The sequence below is a fragment of the Ornithinibacillus californiensis genome (assembly GCF_001038485.1).
GTDB lineage: Bacteria > Bacillota > Bacilli > Bacillales > Amphibacillaceae > Ornithinibacillus > Ornithinibacillus californiensis.
Window position 1 is genome coordinate 1 of the sequence record NZ_LDUE01000018.1, and the last position, 17,801, is coordinate 17,801.

The 17,801-nt window shown below is 37.2% G+C and carries 12 protein-coding genes, 1 riboswitch and 3 other annotated features; of the genes, 5 read left to right on the forward strand and 7 right to left on the reverse strand.

Annotated features, from left to right (window positions below):
* Positions 1-781 (forward strand): IS256 family transposase (locus TE34_RS03870; protein ID WP_047983079.1); only part of this gene is annotated, 781 nt, incomplete at its 5' end.
* Positions 782-1,025: 244 nt separating this feature from the next.
* On the opposite strand, the gene mbcS is transcribed toward TE34_RS03870, so the two are convergent.
* On the reverse strand, positions 1,026-2,594 hold the full coding sequence (gene mbcS / locus TE34_RS03875; protein ID WP_047983514.1) for an acyl-CoA synthetase MbcS: 1,569 nt from the start codon (positions 2,592-2,594) through the stop codon (positions 1,026-1,028).
* 189 nt (positions 2,595-2,783) lie between these two features.
* A riboswitch (cyclic di-GMP riboswitch) is annotated at positions 2,784-2,869 on the forward strand.
* Positions 2,870-2,972: 103 nt separating this feature from the next.
* Between mbcS and TE34_RS03880 the strand changes: the two genes are divergently transcribed.
* From TE34_RS03880 to TE34_RS03895, 4 genes are all read left to right on the forward strand, one after another.
* Positions 2,973-5,531: an EAL domain-containing protein gene (locus TE34_RS03880; protein ID WP_053074957.1), complete on the forward strand. Its 2,559-nt coding sequence runs from the start codon at positions 2,973-2,975 to the stop codon at positions 5,529-5,531.
* Between the two features lie 502 nt (positions 5,532-6,033).
* The gene (locus tag TE34_RS03885) at positions 6,034-7,269 is read left to right on the forward strand and encodes an MFS transporter (RefSeq protein ID WP_047983515.1); all 1,236 of its coding nucleotides are present in this window, start codon (positions 6,034-6,036) and stop codon (positions 7,267-7,269) included.
* Between the two features lie 527 nt (positions 7,270-7,796).
* Positions 7,797-7,992 (forward strand) — a binding site (T-box leader).
* Between the two features lie 63 nt (positions 7,993-8,055).
* Positions 8,056-8,249: a binding site (T-box leader), on the forward strand.
* A 67-nt stretch (positions 8,250-8,316) separates the two neighbouring features.
* Positions 8,317-8,509 (forward strand) — a binding site (T-box leader).
* Positions 8,510-8,599: 90 nt separating this feature from the next.
* Positions 8,600-10,015 (forward strand): Na+/H+ antiporter NhaC, encoded by a 1,416-nt coding sequence (nhaC, locus tag TE34_RS03890; protein ID WP_047983516.1) that lies wholly within the window; start codon positions 8,600-8,602, stop codon positions 10,013-10,015.
* Complete coding sequence (locus TE34_RS03895; protein WP_053074958.1) at positions 10,012-10,878, forward strand: MBL fold metallo-hydrolase; 867 nt, start codon at positions 10,012-10,014, stop codon at positions 10,876-10,878. Before nhaC ends, TE34_RS03895 begins: the two co-directional genes overlap by 4 nt.
* 202 nt (positions 10,879-11,080) lie before the next feature.
* Here the strand turns inward: TE34_RS03895 and TE34_RS03900 are convergent, their stop codons facing one another.
* From TE34_RS03900 to TE34_RS03925, 6 genes are all read right to left on the reverse strand, one after another.
* Positions 11,081-12,265 carry a M24 family metallopeptidase gene (locus TE34_RS03900; RefSeq protein ID WP_047983518.1) on the reverse strand — a complete coding sequence of 395 codons (1,185 nt, stop codon included), beginning with the start codon at positions 12,263-12,265 and terminating at the stop codon, positions 11,081-11,083.
* Between the two features lie 14 nt (positions 12,266-12,279).
* Positions 12,280-13,248 carry an ABC transporter ATP-binding protein gene (locus TE34_RS03905; RefSeq protein ID WP_047983519.1) on the reverse strand — a complete coding sequence of 323 codons (969 nt, stop codon included), beginning with the start codon at positions 13,246-13,248 and terminating at the stop codon, positions 12,280-12,282.
* A gap of 21 nt (positions 13,249-13,269) precedes the next feature.
* Entirely contained in the window at positions 13,270-14,283 is a 1,014-nt protein-coding gene (locus TE34_RS03910) for an ABC transporter ATP-binding protein (RefSeq protein WP_047983520.1), read from the reverse strand.
* Positions 14,284-14,301: 18 nt separating this feature from the next.
* Positions 14,302-15,135 carry a nickel transporter permease gene (gene nikC, locus TE34_RS03915; RefSeq protein ID WP_047983521.1) on the reverse strand — a complete coding sequence of 278 codons (834 nt, stop codon included), beginning with the start codon at positions 15,133-15,135 and terminating at the stop codon, positions 14,302-14,304.
* A gap of 12 nt (positions 15,136-15,147) precedes the next feature.
* Positions 15,148-16,068: an ABC transporter permease gene (locus tag TE34_RS03920; protein WP_047983522.1), complete on the reverse strand. Its 921-nt coding sequence runs from the start codon at positions 16,066-16,068 to the stop codon at positions 15,148-15,150.
* A gap of 143 nt (positions 16,069-16,211) precedes the next feature.
* A complete protein-coding gene (locus tag TE34_RS03925) occupies positions 16,212-17,786 on the reverse strand; it encodes a glutathione ABC transporter substrate-binding protein (RefSeq protein ID WP_047983523.1) in 1,575 nt (524 codons plus the stop codon).
* Positions 17,787-17,801: the final 15 nt, after the last annotated feature.

Genomic DNA, 17,801 nt, shown 5'->3' on the forward strand with positions numbered 1-17,801 from the left:
GCCTGAACTAGAAGACTGGCAAAGTCGTCCTTTAAATGAATGTTATCCTTTTGTTTTTGTAGACTGTATGTATACAACCATACGCAATCAATACGAAACTAAAAAGTATGCCGTTTATACTATTTTGGGCTATACAATGGAGGGCAAAAAAGACATCCTTGGCTTGTGGCTAAATGAAACAGAAAGCAAGCATAAGTGGATGCAAATCTTTGATGAAATTAAGGCAAGAGGAGTTGAAGACATCTTCTTTATTTCCATGGATGGTGTATCTGGATTAGAAGAAGGAGCTCGCTCTATTTTCCCTGATGTCACTGTCCAAAGATGTATTGTCCATTTAATTCGTAATTCCATTAAATATGTTCCAAATAAGGATTATAGAGCTTTTACATCTTCTTTAAGGAAGGTTTATGGAGCTCAAAGTCTAAAGGCCTGTCAAAGTACGTTTGAATCCTTTAAGCAACAATGGTCTGCCTATCCTGGAGCTATAGATGTCTGGGAAAGAAACTTTGAACATGTAGAACAATTATTTGACTACGGTAGTGCTGTCCGTAAAATCATGTATACAACTAACGCAGTAGAAAGTATCCACTCTAGTTTTAGAAAAGTAACGAAAAAAGGAGCATTTCCCAACGAAAATGCCCTACTTAAAGTACTGTATTTAAGAGTGAAAGAATTAGAAAATAAGTGGAATGGTGGCGGCTTTATTCAAGGCTGGTCTCTAGCCTTAAACCAACTATTAATGAATGAACGATTGAAGGATAGGGTTCTCAAATATAGCTAGTGTGTATTAGAACTTACACACTTTATTTGACAACCCCTACTCATTCCTCCTTTTCCTCACTAAAATATCCCAAGGCAAACGCCTAAACCAACCAATTAGGCGCATCTACAATCCCACTTACCCTTAATTCTGCTGTTACTCTACACAACATGAACGCCTTTCGACCACTCATACCATGCACATTTGCAAAATCATTGACCTCTAGTTCTTATTTACAACTAAATTCAAACGTAATTTCACCGCACTAAACTTCCCGCTGTCTCAACTCAACCCGGCGAATTTTCCCTGACGATGTCTTCGGCAGTTCATCCATAAACTCAATCTTCCTCGGATATTTATAAGGAGCCGTCATTTGCTTCACATGATTTTGCAGTTCTTTTACTAATTCCTCTCCTGCATCCACCACGTGTTCCTGTAAAACAACACATGCTTTCACAACACTCCCACGAATCTCATCTGGACTCGCGATAACTGCACATTCCTTCACAGCTGGATGTTTGACTAGGGCATCTTCCACTTCAAATGGCCCAATCGTATAACCAGAGCTAATGATAATATCGTCATTTCTACCCTCAAACCAGAAATATCCTTCTTCATCTAGTTTAGCCTGGTCACCAGTAATATAGAAAGTACCACGATGAGTTTTCTTCGTCCGTTCTTCATCCTTGAAATATCCTTTAAATAAAGCTGGCGTATTTAGTGGAATAGCAATATCGCCAACTTTCCCGACCTCTACAGGATTTCCGTCTTCGTCTATTAATTGCACATCATTTCCTGGAATAGGTTTCCCCATCGCACCAGGCTTTACTTTCACACCTTTTAAAAATCCTAGCAATAACGTATTTTCCGTTTGGCCGTAACCGTCGCGAACAGTAATATTAAAATACTTTTCGAATTGATCAATGACTTCACGGTTCAGCGGCTCACCGGCAGATACCGCACTGTGGACTGCAGATAAATTATAGTCTTGTAGATTATCCAATTTCGCCATCAGCCGATATTCCGTTGGTGTACAACAAAATACATTGATTTTATTTCCTTCTATTAATGATAAATATTTCTTCGGTTCAAACTTACCACTATAAACAAATCCCGTCGCACCTGTTCCTAACACGGATAAGAATGGACTCCATACCCATTTCTGCCAACCAGGTGCTGCTGTTGCCCAAACGGTGTCGCCATCCTTAATTCCGAGCCAGTGCGCCGGAGCAGAACTCATATGAGCATAGCCCCAAGCATGCGTGTGCATGACAGCCTTTGGATTACTCGTTGTACCTGAAGTATAAGGTAAAAATGCAAGATCATCCCTGGATGTTGCAACAATTTCGAGTTGATCGGAAGCAAACTCTTTTAAACCATCTAAGTGATTCCAGCCCTCTACAGAATCGCCAACAGTAAATCTCACAAGTGCGTCATACTCATCAACCTCAGTGAATTCTTTGGCAAAATCGGAATGGCATACGACCCCACTTACTTCACCATGTGAAATTCGATACTGTAAATCCTTTGTCCGAAACATTTCTGAACTAGGGATGATGATAATTCCAGTTTTTAATGCCGCAATATAAACTTCGTATGTTTCAATGAGGCGAGGCATCATAACTAGTAATCTATCACCCTTTTTAAGACCATGTTCTAAAAATAGATTGCCAATCTTATTCGCATTCTTAATTAAGTTTTCATAGGTAATATCTCTTCTGTCACCTTGTTCATTCTCCCAAATAACCGCAACACGATTAGGTTCTTTCGCATATTTCTCAAATTCCATCACAATATTATAATCTACAGGTGCAATTAAATCGTTCCTTTTCAAGAATACCACCTCGCATTTAATACTAGATACTAGCTTCTAATCATTATACCAGATATAATTGTTTTTAGTAAGGGAGACATGACCTTTAACCAATTAATTCATCCAATGTAAAAAATCACTAAGCGTGAAAGATCGATCCCTCTTCCGTTACCTCAACGGTTATAGTAAAATAGTACTAAATATATTTAATTTCGATAATGGCAAACCTATTGAAAGATAGGGACGCAAAACCGAGGACCTAAGGCCAAGTTGGCTATGGTAGTCTAGTCACCGAAGAAAATTTGTTTAGATGAGCCATTTTCTTTGGCTTATCTTTTTTGTTTATTTGTAGAAAATGAACCTATACAAATAACTAGTAACTTTTAAGGAGAAATAGAAATGGATAAATATAACAATATGAGCACACAATTCACTGATGAAGCTGTTGACTCAGATATGTTTTACCACTCATTGTTTTCGCACAATCCAGACATGGTATGTTTTGCAGATAAAAAAGGGTCAATAACCGCTGTAAACGATAGCTTTTCTACAACACTAGGCTTTTCAAAAGAAAAAGTGACAACTTTCACTTTAGATTATATATTCCCCAAAAGTGAAACACCCAGGATTAAAGATCTAATTAACCTTTCTTTATCTGGAAGAGTTCAAAAAGTTACGACGTCCATATTAGATAAAAATAGAACCGCTAAACAAGTTGAACTCTCAATTATCCCAGCCCGTTCTAAGAAAGCAACAACAGGGGCATTCGTAGTTATTAAAGATATTACCCAGTACCAACTGACAAAAACCGAGCTAGCTGAATCTGAGGCAAAATTTCGAAATTTAGTAGAGGAGATTAATACTGGGGTCTTCATTATACAAATGGACAAGTTATTATATGGAAATCCAGTACTATACAAAATATTTAATCTGGATCCATCCATTACAAGATTTAATATAAAAGAGTACATCCACCCCGATGACAGGGTAGAAATTTCTGCACTTATTCAAAATCTTCCAATTGGAGAAGAAGTCGTTCATCATTCACTAAGAATGATGAACGAAAACGGGGCAGTAATTCATGTAGAGATTAAAGCAAAAAAATTGTTGTATCATAACCATATAACTACTATTGGGACAATTACTGATATTACCGACCGAATAAAGACTGCAGAAAAGAATAGATTTTTAGCCTACCATGATCCATTAACAAAACTTCCAAATCGTAGTTTTCTTAATGAAAAATTAGAACAGGAAATTCTAATTAGTAAAGCACTGCAAAAAAAGTTTGCCCTCATGGTTTTCAATTTAAATCGTTTCAAGTATGTAAACGATACACTAGGACATACCATCGCAGACAATTTACTACAGGAATATGCTAAACAATTAAATAATTATTTTGGGGACCATGCTTTTATAGCTAGGGTAGGGCCAGATGAATTTGCTGTGCTATTATCAAACAATGTAGTAACAGAAGAAGTTATTGCCTTTGCTAAAGAGCATATAAAATTATTAGATGAGCCATCTTATATTGATAGTTACGAACTATTTATTTCCACTAGTATTGGTATAAGTTTTTACCCAACTGATGGGGAGGACATTGAGACACTTTATAAACATGTGAATTCTGCCCTATATAAGGCTAAAGCCAAAGGACATAGTGCATACCAAATCTTCACTTCATCGATGGATGTTGAAACATATAAAACATTTACCTTAGAAAGTGAACTACGAAAAGCTTTGAAATTGAACCAGTTTGAATTGTTTTATCAACCTAAAATAAATCCAAAGGATAACCAGATTATTGGCGCAGAGGCTCTCATAAGATGGAATCATCCCGAGTGGGGTATGGTATACCCTAATGAATTTATTCCCTTAGCTGAAGAAATAGGGTTAATTATTGAAATAGGAAAATGGGTAATAGAAACCGCATGTAATCAAAACAAAGCATGGCTAGATCAAGGATTACCAGCAATTCCAATCTCTATTAATTTCTCTGCCCATCGGTTTCTTGAAAAAGACATGCTTGTTAATATTAAAGAGATCTTAAATAAGACTCAACTTGCACCTGAGTATTTTGAAGTTGAGATATTAGAAACTTTTCTTCTTGAAAATGAAAATAAATTTCTAACTACCTTGGACGAATTAAAGAAACTAGGTATACGGATTGCTCTAGATGATTTCGGAATCGGTTACTCATCACTTTCTTATTTAAATAAGTTTAAAGGTAGGGTTGACACGCTGAAAATTGATAGGTCATTTATCAATGACTTAAGCAACACTAATCCCGATTCTTCCAATTTTATTACAAAAACCATTATCGAATTAGCCCACCACCTTAATATGGATGTTGTAGCTGAAGGCGTCGACAACATAGAAAAGCTAGAAATATTAAAGCAATTTGGATGTAATGTCGTCCAGGGATATCTTTACTCCGAGCCATTACCGGCAGATCAATTTGTTATTCTACTGCAAAAAGGAAAAATAAAAACAAAAGTGTCTGATAAAGAAAAAGAAATCCAAAATAGACGAAATTTTTTCCGTGTTAACCTTGATTTCCCTTTAAGTGCAACAATGACACTTACACGAATCCATGGTAGAAATGTTGAGCTTGGAAAAACAGAAGTATTGATTGAAGACATCGGCATAGGTGGTTTACGTTTTCTGTCCAATATAAGGTTAGCGGTACATAAAGACTTCATATTGGAATTTCAAACAGAGATTTTAAGCAATCTAATTACCTTTCAAGGTAACGTGGTATGGATGAATGAGATAAAAGATGGAGTTTATGAGTATGGTGTTGAGTTTTTACTAGATGAAAGTGAAATTGGTATTATCACTCCATTACTAAATAAACTAGCGATTATGTTAAGAAAAAACCCTATACCTTCAGGGTGCAGTTTTATTAAGGAAGATAAGTATCATTTCTTTAAATCTAAGAAAAAGGTTGTTAAATAGCGCTGTAATTTAGCTATAGTTTCTTATAGGAGACCATAGTGATTTTTGTGAGAAAGAAGGTATATTTAGGCGATTTCATTTGCTTAATATACCTTCATACTATACAGTTCCCCCAGACCTAACCAATAACCTTTATCTTCTCATACAATACCTAGTTACAAGTATATTTAGTTAATTATAGTTTGGCTTTATATAGCCATATCACCCATATGATGTTCAACTGCCAAGTAAAAATTGTTGGAGATGATTCAGAGTTTAACACCATACTAATGAAATTTTTTGATAAGATTTTCCGCATGTTAAGTTAATATAGTCTTTATCTTATCAGATTATTGACTACGATTGAGTTAATTATGTATCTCCCGTATGAACCACTTGGTAACCACGCCTTCCAGCCTTTCTTCTATTTCTAAAATGAACACCAATAACAACTCCATAACTTCATAAATAACTCCATTAACTGTACAATAGCCTTATAGATTACTAGAAAGAAGGACATCTAATGGAAAAAGCTATACCTAATAAAACCCAAGTCATCACTCGTGAAAATCAAACCGTCTATCGCGTGCTTTTTATTATCGCATTATGTCATTTATTAAACGATTCCCTTCAAGCGGTGATTCCAGCGATGTTTCCAATATTAGAACGATCGATGGGATTAACTTTTACACAACTTGGTCTTATTGCTTTCACATTAAATATGGTAGCATCCGTGATGCAGCCTCTTATTGGAACGTACACAGATAAGAAGCCTATTCCTTTCGCCTTACCAATCGGCTTAACAAGTAGCATGTTTGGTATTCTTGGGTTGGCACTTGCTCCGAACTTTTGGTTCGTACTAGTTAGTGTGTTATTTATCGGACTTGGCTCTGCAGTGTTTCACCCGGAAGGTTCTCGGGTCGTTTACCTTGCTGCAGGCCATAGACGTGGACTTGCGCAATCAATTTTTCAGGTTGGGGGAAATTCTGGACAAGCTTTAGCTCCAGTTATAACTGCGCTAATCCTTGTACCACTTGGGCAAAAAGGTGCCATATGGTTTACGTTAATTGCTGGACTTGCGGTTATATTCCTTACCTATATTGCCCGCTGGTATAAAGGCCAGATGGAACAACTGGCTAGGCAAAAGAAAAAAACGGTTGCCACCAAGCTAAATCCTGCAATTGCCAAAAACATTAAAATTGCGATTCTTATTCTTGTATTCCTTGTATTTGCTAGATCATGGTATGGAGCAGCTATCTCGAACTTTTATGCCTTTTACGCGATTGAAACATACAAAATTACGATTGCCAATTCGCAAGTCTATATATTCATCTTTCTAGCTATGGGAGCAGTTGGCACGTTTGTTGGCGGGCCTTTAGCGGATCGTTTCGGGCGAAGAAATGTGATTCTTTTCTCACTTATTTCAGTTAGTCCATTCAGCATCCTGTTACCTTTTGTTGGATCAACCTTTGCACTGATACTACTAGCGGTTATCGGATTAATTCTCATGACTAGTTTTTCCGTTACAGTAGTGTACGCACAAGAACTTATCCCGGGAAAAATTGGAACCATGTCTGGTCTTATTGTTGGATTAGCATTTGGTATGGGGGCAATTGGAGCTGTAGCATTAGGGGCTTTTATTGATTTGTTTGGGTTGACGACTACGATGGTTATGGCTTCGTTGTTGCCGTTGTTGGGCTTTCTTACCTTTTTGTTACCTACGGATAAAAAAGTGCGAGGATGGTATACGGAAGTATAAAGATGGGTTTCTAGCTAGATATTTTATTGAAAAAAGACTTTGCACTGCATATATCTACACAATCCGATAACAATAATCCTATGGAATAATCATTACAAACATAGGAGGTATAACCATGGTTAAAGACTCACACGCACCAAAAGAAAAACAAAACAAAGCCAAAAGGCCAAATGAACAAAGACGTAATAAAGGAAAGTCTAATGCTAGAAATACAGATAATTAATTGCATATAAGTAAATTTCAAGGACTGCTCAAGAAATAATAATCACACCATAAAACTATAAGTGATTCTTGTTGCTGAGGCAGTGATTACTAAAACAAAACGAGTTGCTTACTATAAGCAGCTCGTTTTATTTATTGTCGTTTAACTATTATAAAGTAGAAATCTCAACTGTCTCCTTTTCAATTTTGCAAATGGCAATTATAGCTTCAGAGGTATAAACTAAGATTCATGGCTAATCAACTAATTCAAATTGCCCCTTGACAATCAATTCTAAATACCTTAATATTATTCATAATTTAATGACACAAATGCGTTGAACTATTCTAGTAGCTTTTACATACTTGAAAATTAGAGACCTGGTGGGTGCTGCAAACTAGGCAAGGTGTATAGCGAAGTACAAATAGGGAGCTGACTTTTTCCGGTTTAGGCCGTTATCTAATTAAGCGAGCAGAATTTATTCTGCTAACTAGGGTGGTACCGCGGAGCTTTCCGTCCCTTCTTTGGGATGGAGGCTTTTTTTGTTTCCATTTAAATCTGGTAATAACAATTACAACTTCATATTTACAAAAGCTAAGAACTATTCTAGTAGTGTTACATACTTGTAATCAGAGACCTGGTGGTGGGTGCGAATCAGGCGAGGTGTAAGGCGAAGTACAAATAGGGAGCTGATTTTTTCCGGCTTTGGCCGTTATCGATTTGAGTGAGCAGAGTTTTCTTCTGCTAATTAGGGTGGTACCACGGAGCTTTCGTCCCTTCTTTAGGGGATGAGGGCTTTTTTTATCTTCATTTTTATATTAGACAGTAACAATTACAACTACATATCAACAAAAGCAATGAACTATTCTAGTAGTGTTACATACTTGTAATCAGAGACCTGATGGTAGGTGCGAATCAGGCGAGGTGTAAGGCGAAGTACAGATAGGGAGCTGATTTTTCCGGCTTAGGCCGTTATCGATTTGAGTGAGCAGGGTTTTCTTCTGCTAATTAGGGTGGTACCACGGAGCTTTCGTCCCTTCTTTCGGGGATGAAGGCTTTTTTTTATATACAAAAACACTAGAAAGTGGGACAAGGGACCTGTCCCTGCATCCCACGCAAGGAGGAATTTTTATGAAAAAGGAAATGTCTGTTAGTTTTGCGTTATTACCGATTCTTGCAATTATCGTTACTGGAGGATTATCTGTTTTTGTTTGGGGAGCTGGTATGCATTTCCCATTGATTTTTGGAATTATTGTAGCTGCACTTATTACGTTCCTATGTGGATGGAAATGGGAAGAGATTCAAACCATGATGGTAAATGGTGTAAGTAGAGCATTACCAGCTGTATTTATCTTACTGATCATCGGTACAATCATCGGATCCTGGATCGCGAGTGGTGTTATTCCTACGATTATCTACTACGGATTAACCATTATTAAGCCAGAAATATTTGTACCGATCGTGGCATTAGTTACTGGAATTGTCGCAGTAACACTAGGAAGTTCTTTCACATCCATAGCAACGATAGGCCTGGCATTTATGGTGATTGGAGAAGGTCTTGGTTTTCCTTTAGGACTTGTTGCTGGTGCTGTTATTTCTGGCGCATTTTTCGGGGATAAATTATCACCAGTATCAGATACAACGAATATCGCACCGGCAATGGCAGATACTGATTTATTTAGCCATGTTAAACATATGCTTTGGGATACTATTCCAGCATTTATCATTTCACTCATTTTATTTTGGATTGTCAGTAACACGAGCGCTGGGGGTGGCACTTCTGATGCAACAACCATTCTTGGTATTAAAAATGGCTTAGATGACATTTTTGTTATTCACCCATTACTACTTTTGATGCCAATTATAACAATTGCCCTAATGATTAAACGAACACCTGCCATACCGACACTAATCACGGTTAGTTTACTTGGAGCGTTAATAGCAGTTGTTGTTCAAGGGGTGCCAGTTGGTCAAATTATTCAAACAATGACAAGTGGTTTTACAGGGGAATCGGATATAGCGGCTATTAACTCGTTATTAAATCGAGGTGGCTTAACTTCTATGCTAGGAACGATAGCAATACTAATCCTGGCCACCGCCCTCGGGGGTATATTGGAAAGTTCTGGAGCATTTAATGTATTAACTAGAAAAATGATGGCCAAGGTCAGAAAAACTGGCTCTCTAATTACATCAACAGTTCTCTCAGCATTTCTTGTTGCCTTCTCAACAGGTGCTCAGTTTTTAGCAATTATTTTACCTGCTAGAACTTTTGTAGATAAATATAAAGAATTAGGTATTGATACGAAAAACCTATCCCGCGCAGTAGAAGCTGCAGGTACTGTTGGGATAAACTTAGTACCTTGGGGTGTTCCAGCAGTATTCGCAGCGGGTATTTTCGGCCTGAGCCCAGGAGAATTTATTCCGTTTTCCTTCTTTGTATTCCTTGTACCTCTTGTGAATATTATTTTTGGATTTACAGGATGGACCATAACGAAGAAAGATTATTCCAATGAATCTACATTAGAAAAAGGGGAGCAGTCAGCATGAGTAACGTTATCTTATCCGTAATGGGGACCGCACAGGATGGCGGTCTTCCCCATCCAAATTGCTTTTGTGAGAATTGTAGTCGGGCTCTAAATGATCCAACTTTCAGACGAACCGCTTCAGCACTTGCGATTGTTCTACCAGAGGAGAAAAAATGGCATTTAATTGATGCGACCCCGGATTTAAAAGAACAGATGAGCAAACTGCAAATGAAGTTTCAATTAGAGGGAAAAATAATGAGTAGCATCTTTTTTACGCATGCACATATGGGACATATTCCAGGTCTATTATTCTTGGGTAAAGAAGGAATGAATACGAACAATGTTCCGGTATTTGCTGGCGAAAAACTGAAAAATATGTTGGAGAATAACGCACCGTGGCAGTTGTTAACGAAACTTGATAATATTTTGCTAAAGGATATTCGAAATGATGAAGAGGTAAAAATTGATGATCGAGTGTCCGTTACACCTGTTATAGTTCCACATCGAAATGAGTTTTCGGAGACATTTGCATTTTGGATTAATGGACCAAATAAAAAAGTGTTGTATATTCCAGATATCGACCGGTGGGAGGAATGGGAGACAGATATTCTTGATGAATGTAAAAATGCAGATATATGCTTATTGGATGGAACCTTCCACTCCCCAAAGGATTTAGAACATATCGGGAGAGATTTCAAGGAAGTTCCACATCCATTAATGACAACGACAATGGAGAAACTTCAAGATTTAACCGATCAGACGAAAATATACTTTACACATCTCAATCATTCCAATCGGGTGATTGTTCCAGATAGTAATGAACGGAAAGAGCTTTTGGAAAGAGGGTTTTATATTGCTGAGGAAGGGATGGAGTTTAGTATTTAGTTGAGGGGGACAGACCCTCAACTACATGGTTATTTCTTTGAAATAGATGAAGATGAAGTTGAACTTGCAATATTGGAGATAAGTGGGTATATAAGTGTGAAAAGAAAAAAGTAAGGGGTGTCTTGTTTTCAGACTCCCCTTCTACACAAAGGATTTTATTATTACATAAAGCCGAACTAAACTGTTCCAAGAAAAGATGCTCTTACAATATCAAAAGTTCCCGTTCCAGTGGCGTAAGTAATTCATACCCGTCTTCTGTAATTAAGATATTTTCCTCAAGGTTAAACATACCAACCCCTTCCTCATAAATGGAAGGTTCAATTGCGAAGACCATTCCAGGCTGTAGAACAAGGTCCGATCCTAGTTCAAAGTTAGGCATCTCATGAATAGACGTTCCAATGGAATGACCAATCCAACCTCTCGTTACATAGAGATTACCATAGCCGCTTGAATCTACAAAACTATCAACAATTTGGCATACCTCACCACATGTAATGCCAGGTTTAATAGCTTCTAAGCCCCTCTCACAAGCCTTTACTGCAAATTCATGTAACTCCTTTTGCCTTTGGGTAGGTTTTCCAATAATTGCTTCTCTTATGATATCGGAAAAATACCCTTTATAACCCGGTCCACCATCCACTAAGATCATTTCTCCTTTTTGTATTGCTCGGTCACTAGGAGGAGAGTTCCCCTGTGAATAACGATCTACCCCAGCCCTAATACCTAAAGGGAACACTTCATCTGCTCCAAAATCAAACATCGCCATCGATATCTCTTTAAATAACTCTTTTTCAGTCATTCCAGGATATATACTATTTAAGCCTTTGTTAAATGCCTTTATATTTATTTCACATACTTTACGAATCCTTTCTATTTCTAAATGGGACTTAATCATACGAATATCCCAAATGATGGGAGCTGCATCTACAAACGTAGCATCTACTAGACTCTCGGTTAGTTCTTTATAGTCCATCATATTTAAATGAACACGAAAACCAGTTCCTAACTCCATACCAATCCGACCGCTATGAACACCTTTTTCACGAAGAACATCCAGAATAGCATCTGGGAAATTTGTCTTACTTCCGTTTCTACCAAGGCGATCCCAAACACGAATTTCTTCCACCCATGTATAAGCCATTAGAGTTTCACTATTGCTTTTCCCACCAACCATTGTGACATCCCCATTACTTGTAACTATGAGACAAGCAGGCTTAGATATCCCACTCCCCCATACAATTAACTGGTAACCTGTAAAATAACGAGTATTTTCTTTATTAGTTAGAATCACTGCATCAATTTGTTCTTCTTTCATCCTACGTATTAAATTATCTATCCTTTGCTTATATTCTGTTAATGGAAATTCTAATAATGCTGTTTCCCTCATTTACAACTCCCCTTTTATTCATATAAATGGCAAGCAACTAACTGTCCATCACCTATATCTTTTAGTTCTGGTTCAACCTTACGACATATCTCTGTAGCAAATTTGCATCGAGTATGAAAACGACAACCAGTAGGAGGATTCGCAGGACTTGGAATATCTCCTTCTAGAACTTCGTTTGTAGTCGCTACTTCCGGGTCTGTAACAGGAATCGCACTTAATAATGCCCGAGTATATGGATGAGCAGGTTTTTCGAATAGCGTTTTTTTGTCAGCAGTTTCCACAATCTTTCCTATATACATAACCGCTATACGATCACATATATGATGTACAACACTTAAGTCATGTGAAATAAATAAATAGGTTAATTGAAATTCCTTTTGTAGGTCTTGCATCAAGTTAACTATTTGAGCTTGAACAGATACATCTAATGCTGATACTGGTTCATCACAAATCAGAAGTGATGGATTTAATGCTAGAGCACGTGCGATACCTATCCGCTGTCTCTGTCCACCACTAAATTCATGGGGATACCGATTGAAATGTTGAGCACCGAGACCGACAGCTTCTAAGAGCTGAATAATTCTTTCTCGTTTCTCTTTCCCCTTTGCTATTTTATGAATATCAAGAACTTCACCTATTGTTTTACCAATTGTAAAACGTGGATCTAGTGAGGAGTATGGATCCTGAAAAATAATTTGCATTTCCCTACGAAGTTTCTGCATCTTATCCTTAGGCAAATCTAGAATATTTTCACCCTTATAGATGATTTCTCCTTCAGTGGGCTCTATTAATCGTAATATCATTCTTCCTGTTGTTGATTTTCCACAACCACTTTCACCAACAATTCCAAATGTTTCTCCCTCTTGAATAGTAAAGCTAATGTCATCTACAGCTTTTACATTCTCTGAGGAGTTAAATAATAACCCCTTTTTCATTGGAAAGTACTTTTTTGCATTCTTAACCTCTAAAATAGTCTTTTCCATTGCCTACCTCCTTTCTGAATTTCAAACCTTTTCAGAGTGATGGTCTTTTGACACAAAAGTCTTTTCTTCAATGTACTTCCAGCACCTCACTTGTACATCATCTTCGAGCTTTATTAAATCTGGACCTTTCTCCTTACAAATCTCCATCGCATATTTGCATCTAGGATAAAAGCTACATCCAGTTGGAAAGTCATTGGAGCTAGGAACCGTACCTGGGATTGCTGATAATCTATCAACTGGTTTGTCAATCTTCGGAATGGAGTCTAATAATCCTTCTGTATAGGGGTGTTTAGGGTTTTTAAAAATACTTTTCGTATCTGAATATTCCATAACCTTACCAGCATACATAACTATTATTTTATCTGCAGTTTGTGCAACCACACCAAGATTATGTGTAATGAGAATAATAGAGGTGTTAAGTTTATGTTTCAAGTCATCCATAAGCTTTAAAATTTGGGCTTGTATTGTAACATCTAAAGCAGTTGTTGGTTCATCTGCTATCAGTAATTCGGGATTACACGCAAGAGCCATAGCAATCATTACCCTTTGCCTCATTCCTCCACTGAGTTGATTAGGATACTCATGAATACGACGTTCAGGCATAGAAATCCCCACTAATTTCAGCATTTCAATTGTTTTTTCTTTAGCTTCGGCTTTCGAGAGTCCTTGATGGTGCTTATAGACTTCCATTATCTGTTTACCGATAGTAAATACAGGATTTAGAGAGGTCATTGGTTCCTGAAAAATCATAGATATTTCATTACCTCTAATTCTCCGGTACTCCGATTTACTTATTTTACATAAATTCTTATCTTTAAAATTAATCTGACCATCTACAATTTTCCCTGGAGGATTTGGAATTAGACCCATAATAGATAGGGACATCATACTTTTCCCGCTACCAGATTCCCCTACGATTCCTAAAGTTTCTCCTTTGTTTAACTCTAAATCCACCCCATCAACGGCACGAACAGTTCCTTCATCCGTAAAGAAATAGGTTTTTAAGTTCTTAATTTCTAACAGTTCTTTTGTCATCTTGACCACTACCTCCAATTAATTTTTCAATTTAGGATCAAGAGCATCTCTTAGACCATCTCCAACAAGACTAAAACTTAATACTACAAACGTTATAGCTGCACCGGGTGCTATAGCAACAAGTGGTGAACTTCGCAACAATTCTCTTCCTTGACTCAGCATTGCTCCCCACTCTGGATTTGGCGGCTGAACGCCTAAACCTAAGAAGGATAATCCTGATGCGATTAATATTGCAGTACCAAGCATAAGTGTTGCCTGTACAATTAGTGGTGATAAGGAATTGGGTATAATATGTTTTGTTATTATCCTAATATCACTAGCTCCTGCGGCTCTACAGGCTTCAATAAACTCTGTCTCCTTTAACGAGATGACCGAAGAACGAACAATCCTAGCAAAATCTGGCACAGAGAAAATAGCAACAGCAATCATCGTATTCACTAAGCCATTACCTAAGATAGCAACTATAGCAATCGCTAAAAGTATACCTGGAAAAGCTAGCAAAATATCAACAAAACGCATTATTAAATTATCAACTCTCCCACCATAATAGCCTGCTGTCACACCTAATGACACACCAATGATGAGAGCTAATCCTATAGATGCAAGACTAATTCCTAATGAAATTCTTGCTCCATAGATTAAACGCGACAATGTATCTCTTCCTAAATTATCAGTACCTAATAGATGATCGGAACTAATCCCTTTATAACTGTTAGCTAAGTTTTGCTGTAAAGGATCATATGGAGCAACTAAAGGACCAAAAATCGCAGTTAAAATAAACATAATAATGATTAGTCCTCCAAAAACTGATACCTTCCTCTTTAAGAATCGCTTAATCACTTGTTGATCCATGTCTCATCCCTCCTATGTATAACGAACCCTAGGATCTAGTAGTCCATAAATGATATCTACTAATAGATTAATCAATACAAAACTTACAGCTACCACTAATACAGTCCCCTGAACAACTGGGTAATCACGTATTAGTACAGCTTCTACCATAAATCTACCAATTCCTGGTACAGCAAACACGCTTTCTACTAAAACAGTACCTGCCAACAAACCGCCAAATCGTAGACCAACTACTGTTACAACAGGAATTAAAGCATTTTTAAATGCATGAATATAGATAACAACTCGCTCTGGTAATCCTTTAGCTCTAGCTGTTCGAATATAATCTTGTCTTAAAACATCTAACATACCCGATCTAGTCATACGAGCGATTAATCCCATCGCTTGGGCTCCTAGCGTAACAATCGGTAATATATAATGAATAGGGGTGCTTATTCCTATGGTAGGTAACCATCCAAGGTGTAAGGAGAAAACTAACATCAGCAATAAACCTAGAAAGTAGGATGGAGTTGAAACGGATAGCAAGGATATAACCATTGTGAGACCGTCACCAAATTTGTTATGATTGATCGCTGCTATGATCCCAAATAACATCCCAAAAAAAGTTGCAAATATCGTTGCCCCTATAGCTATATTTATAGTTATAGGTAATCGATTAAGAATCTCTTCCGTTACTGGAAGGCTAGTTCTAATAGATTCACCCAAGTCACCTTTTATTGCATTTCCCACAAATGAAAAAAATTGCTCATGTAAAGGCCTATTTAGCCCTAACTCTTCTCTAGCTTGTTCTATCTGTTCTGCAGAAGCCTCAATACCAACCATAGTTCTAGCAGGATCACCAGGGATTAAATGCAGCATGGAAAATACAAGAATAGTAATACCTAGTAAGACAGGAATTACTTGAAATATTCTATTGATGATAAATCTTAACATTTGAGACACCTCCATTTTCACTCGAGGATTTTATTACAAAGTTGAAGTTCAATAGACTTTACTATGAAAGTATCGCTTGATAGTAAATGTTTAAAAGTATTTAAATACTACTATCAAGCGAATATTGTTGTTTTCTGATTATTTTATTCTTCTACAAATGCCTTCTCAAAAGTTATTAAGGAAAGCGGACTAACATTGACACCTTTTACCTTATCTCTCTGTGCAATTATGGAATATTGGTCATATAACCAAAAAGCCACCGGATCTTCTAAATATACAATTTCCTGTGCACGTTTATATAGTTCTTTACGTTTATCAAGATCCGTTTCTTTCATCGCCTGTTCTATGAGACTATCAAACTCTTTGTTAGAGTAAAAACCATAGTTCTGTTCATTTGTCTCAGCAGTATAATAAATTGGTCTTAATCCCCAATCTGCATCTAACGTTGATGGGCCAGCCCCCATGATAAAGATTCCCTGTTCAAACTCATCGGCAGTTAAGCCACCCCACTCTTGCACAATGGTACTCCATTCTTTTACAATAATCTCAGCTTCAATTCCTACCTCTTTTAATTGTTCGGCAATTACTTCAGCAAGCTGTACTCCTTGTATATACCTATCCGTTGTTGTAATCATTGTCTTAAAACCATCTGGATATCCAGCTTGCTTTAAAAGCTCTTTAGATTTCTCTGGATCATATGGTATTACTCCAAGATCAGTGTACCCCCAAGTAACCTTTGCCAAAGCGCTCGTCGATAGCTCTCCCAGTCCTGGTACCACATGGTCTAATATTGCTTGTCTATCAATTGCATAAGACACCGCTTGTCTGACAAGAGGATCATCATATGGCTCCGTTGTAAGGTCAAATCTAAATTGCCTTTGCCCATTGGAAGACTTTTTAATGATTTCAATTCCATCAACATCTTCTAACCTCTTTAATTCATTGGCAGGAATCTGCTGAATAACATCTACTTCGCCTGTCTCTAAAGCCATTACGCGAGAGGCATCCTCTGGAATAGGTCTGTAAATAATTGTTTTAGTTACACCTTTTTCACCAAAATAATCATCAAATCTTTCTAGTACAATCTCTTGGTCTTTTTTCCATTCAACAATTTTATAAGGTCCTGTTCCAACAGTGGATTCCGCTAACTCTCCTAGATTTTTCCCGTACTCATCGATGGCTTTAGGACTTAAAATCCCACCAGATGTGTGGGCCATAATAGCTGGAAATGCTCCAAAAGGCTCAAAGTTAATAAATTTGACAGTAAATTCGTCTACTACTTCAACTTCCTTAATCATTTCGTACAATTGATAACGATTTAATCCATTTTCCTTATTAATAACCCTGTCAAAACTTTTCTTCACTACTTCTGCATTAAAATCCGACCCATCATGAAACTTAACACCTTCCTTTAAATTGAAGGTCCATTCCAAGCCGTCATCAGAAACCTGATAATCTTCAGCAAGGTCGCCTACTATTTCGGAGTCCTCATTAAATCTGAGTAGCCCATTATAGATCATCCGAATTACTTGTTCCGAAGTATTGTCATTCATATGTTGAGGATCTAAGATTACAGCATCTGTGTTGGGAGCAAATATTAACGTGTCCTTCTTTCCTGATGATTCTGATGCATTATCTCCAGAATTGTCCTGTGATGAACACCCAACAACTAATAATATAGCCATCAAAATTAGTGAAAAGAAAAGTAACTTTTTCATTTTATACCTCCTAAT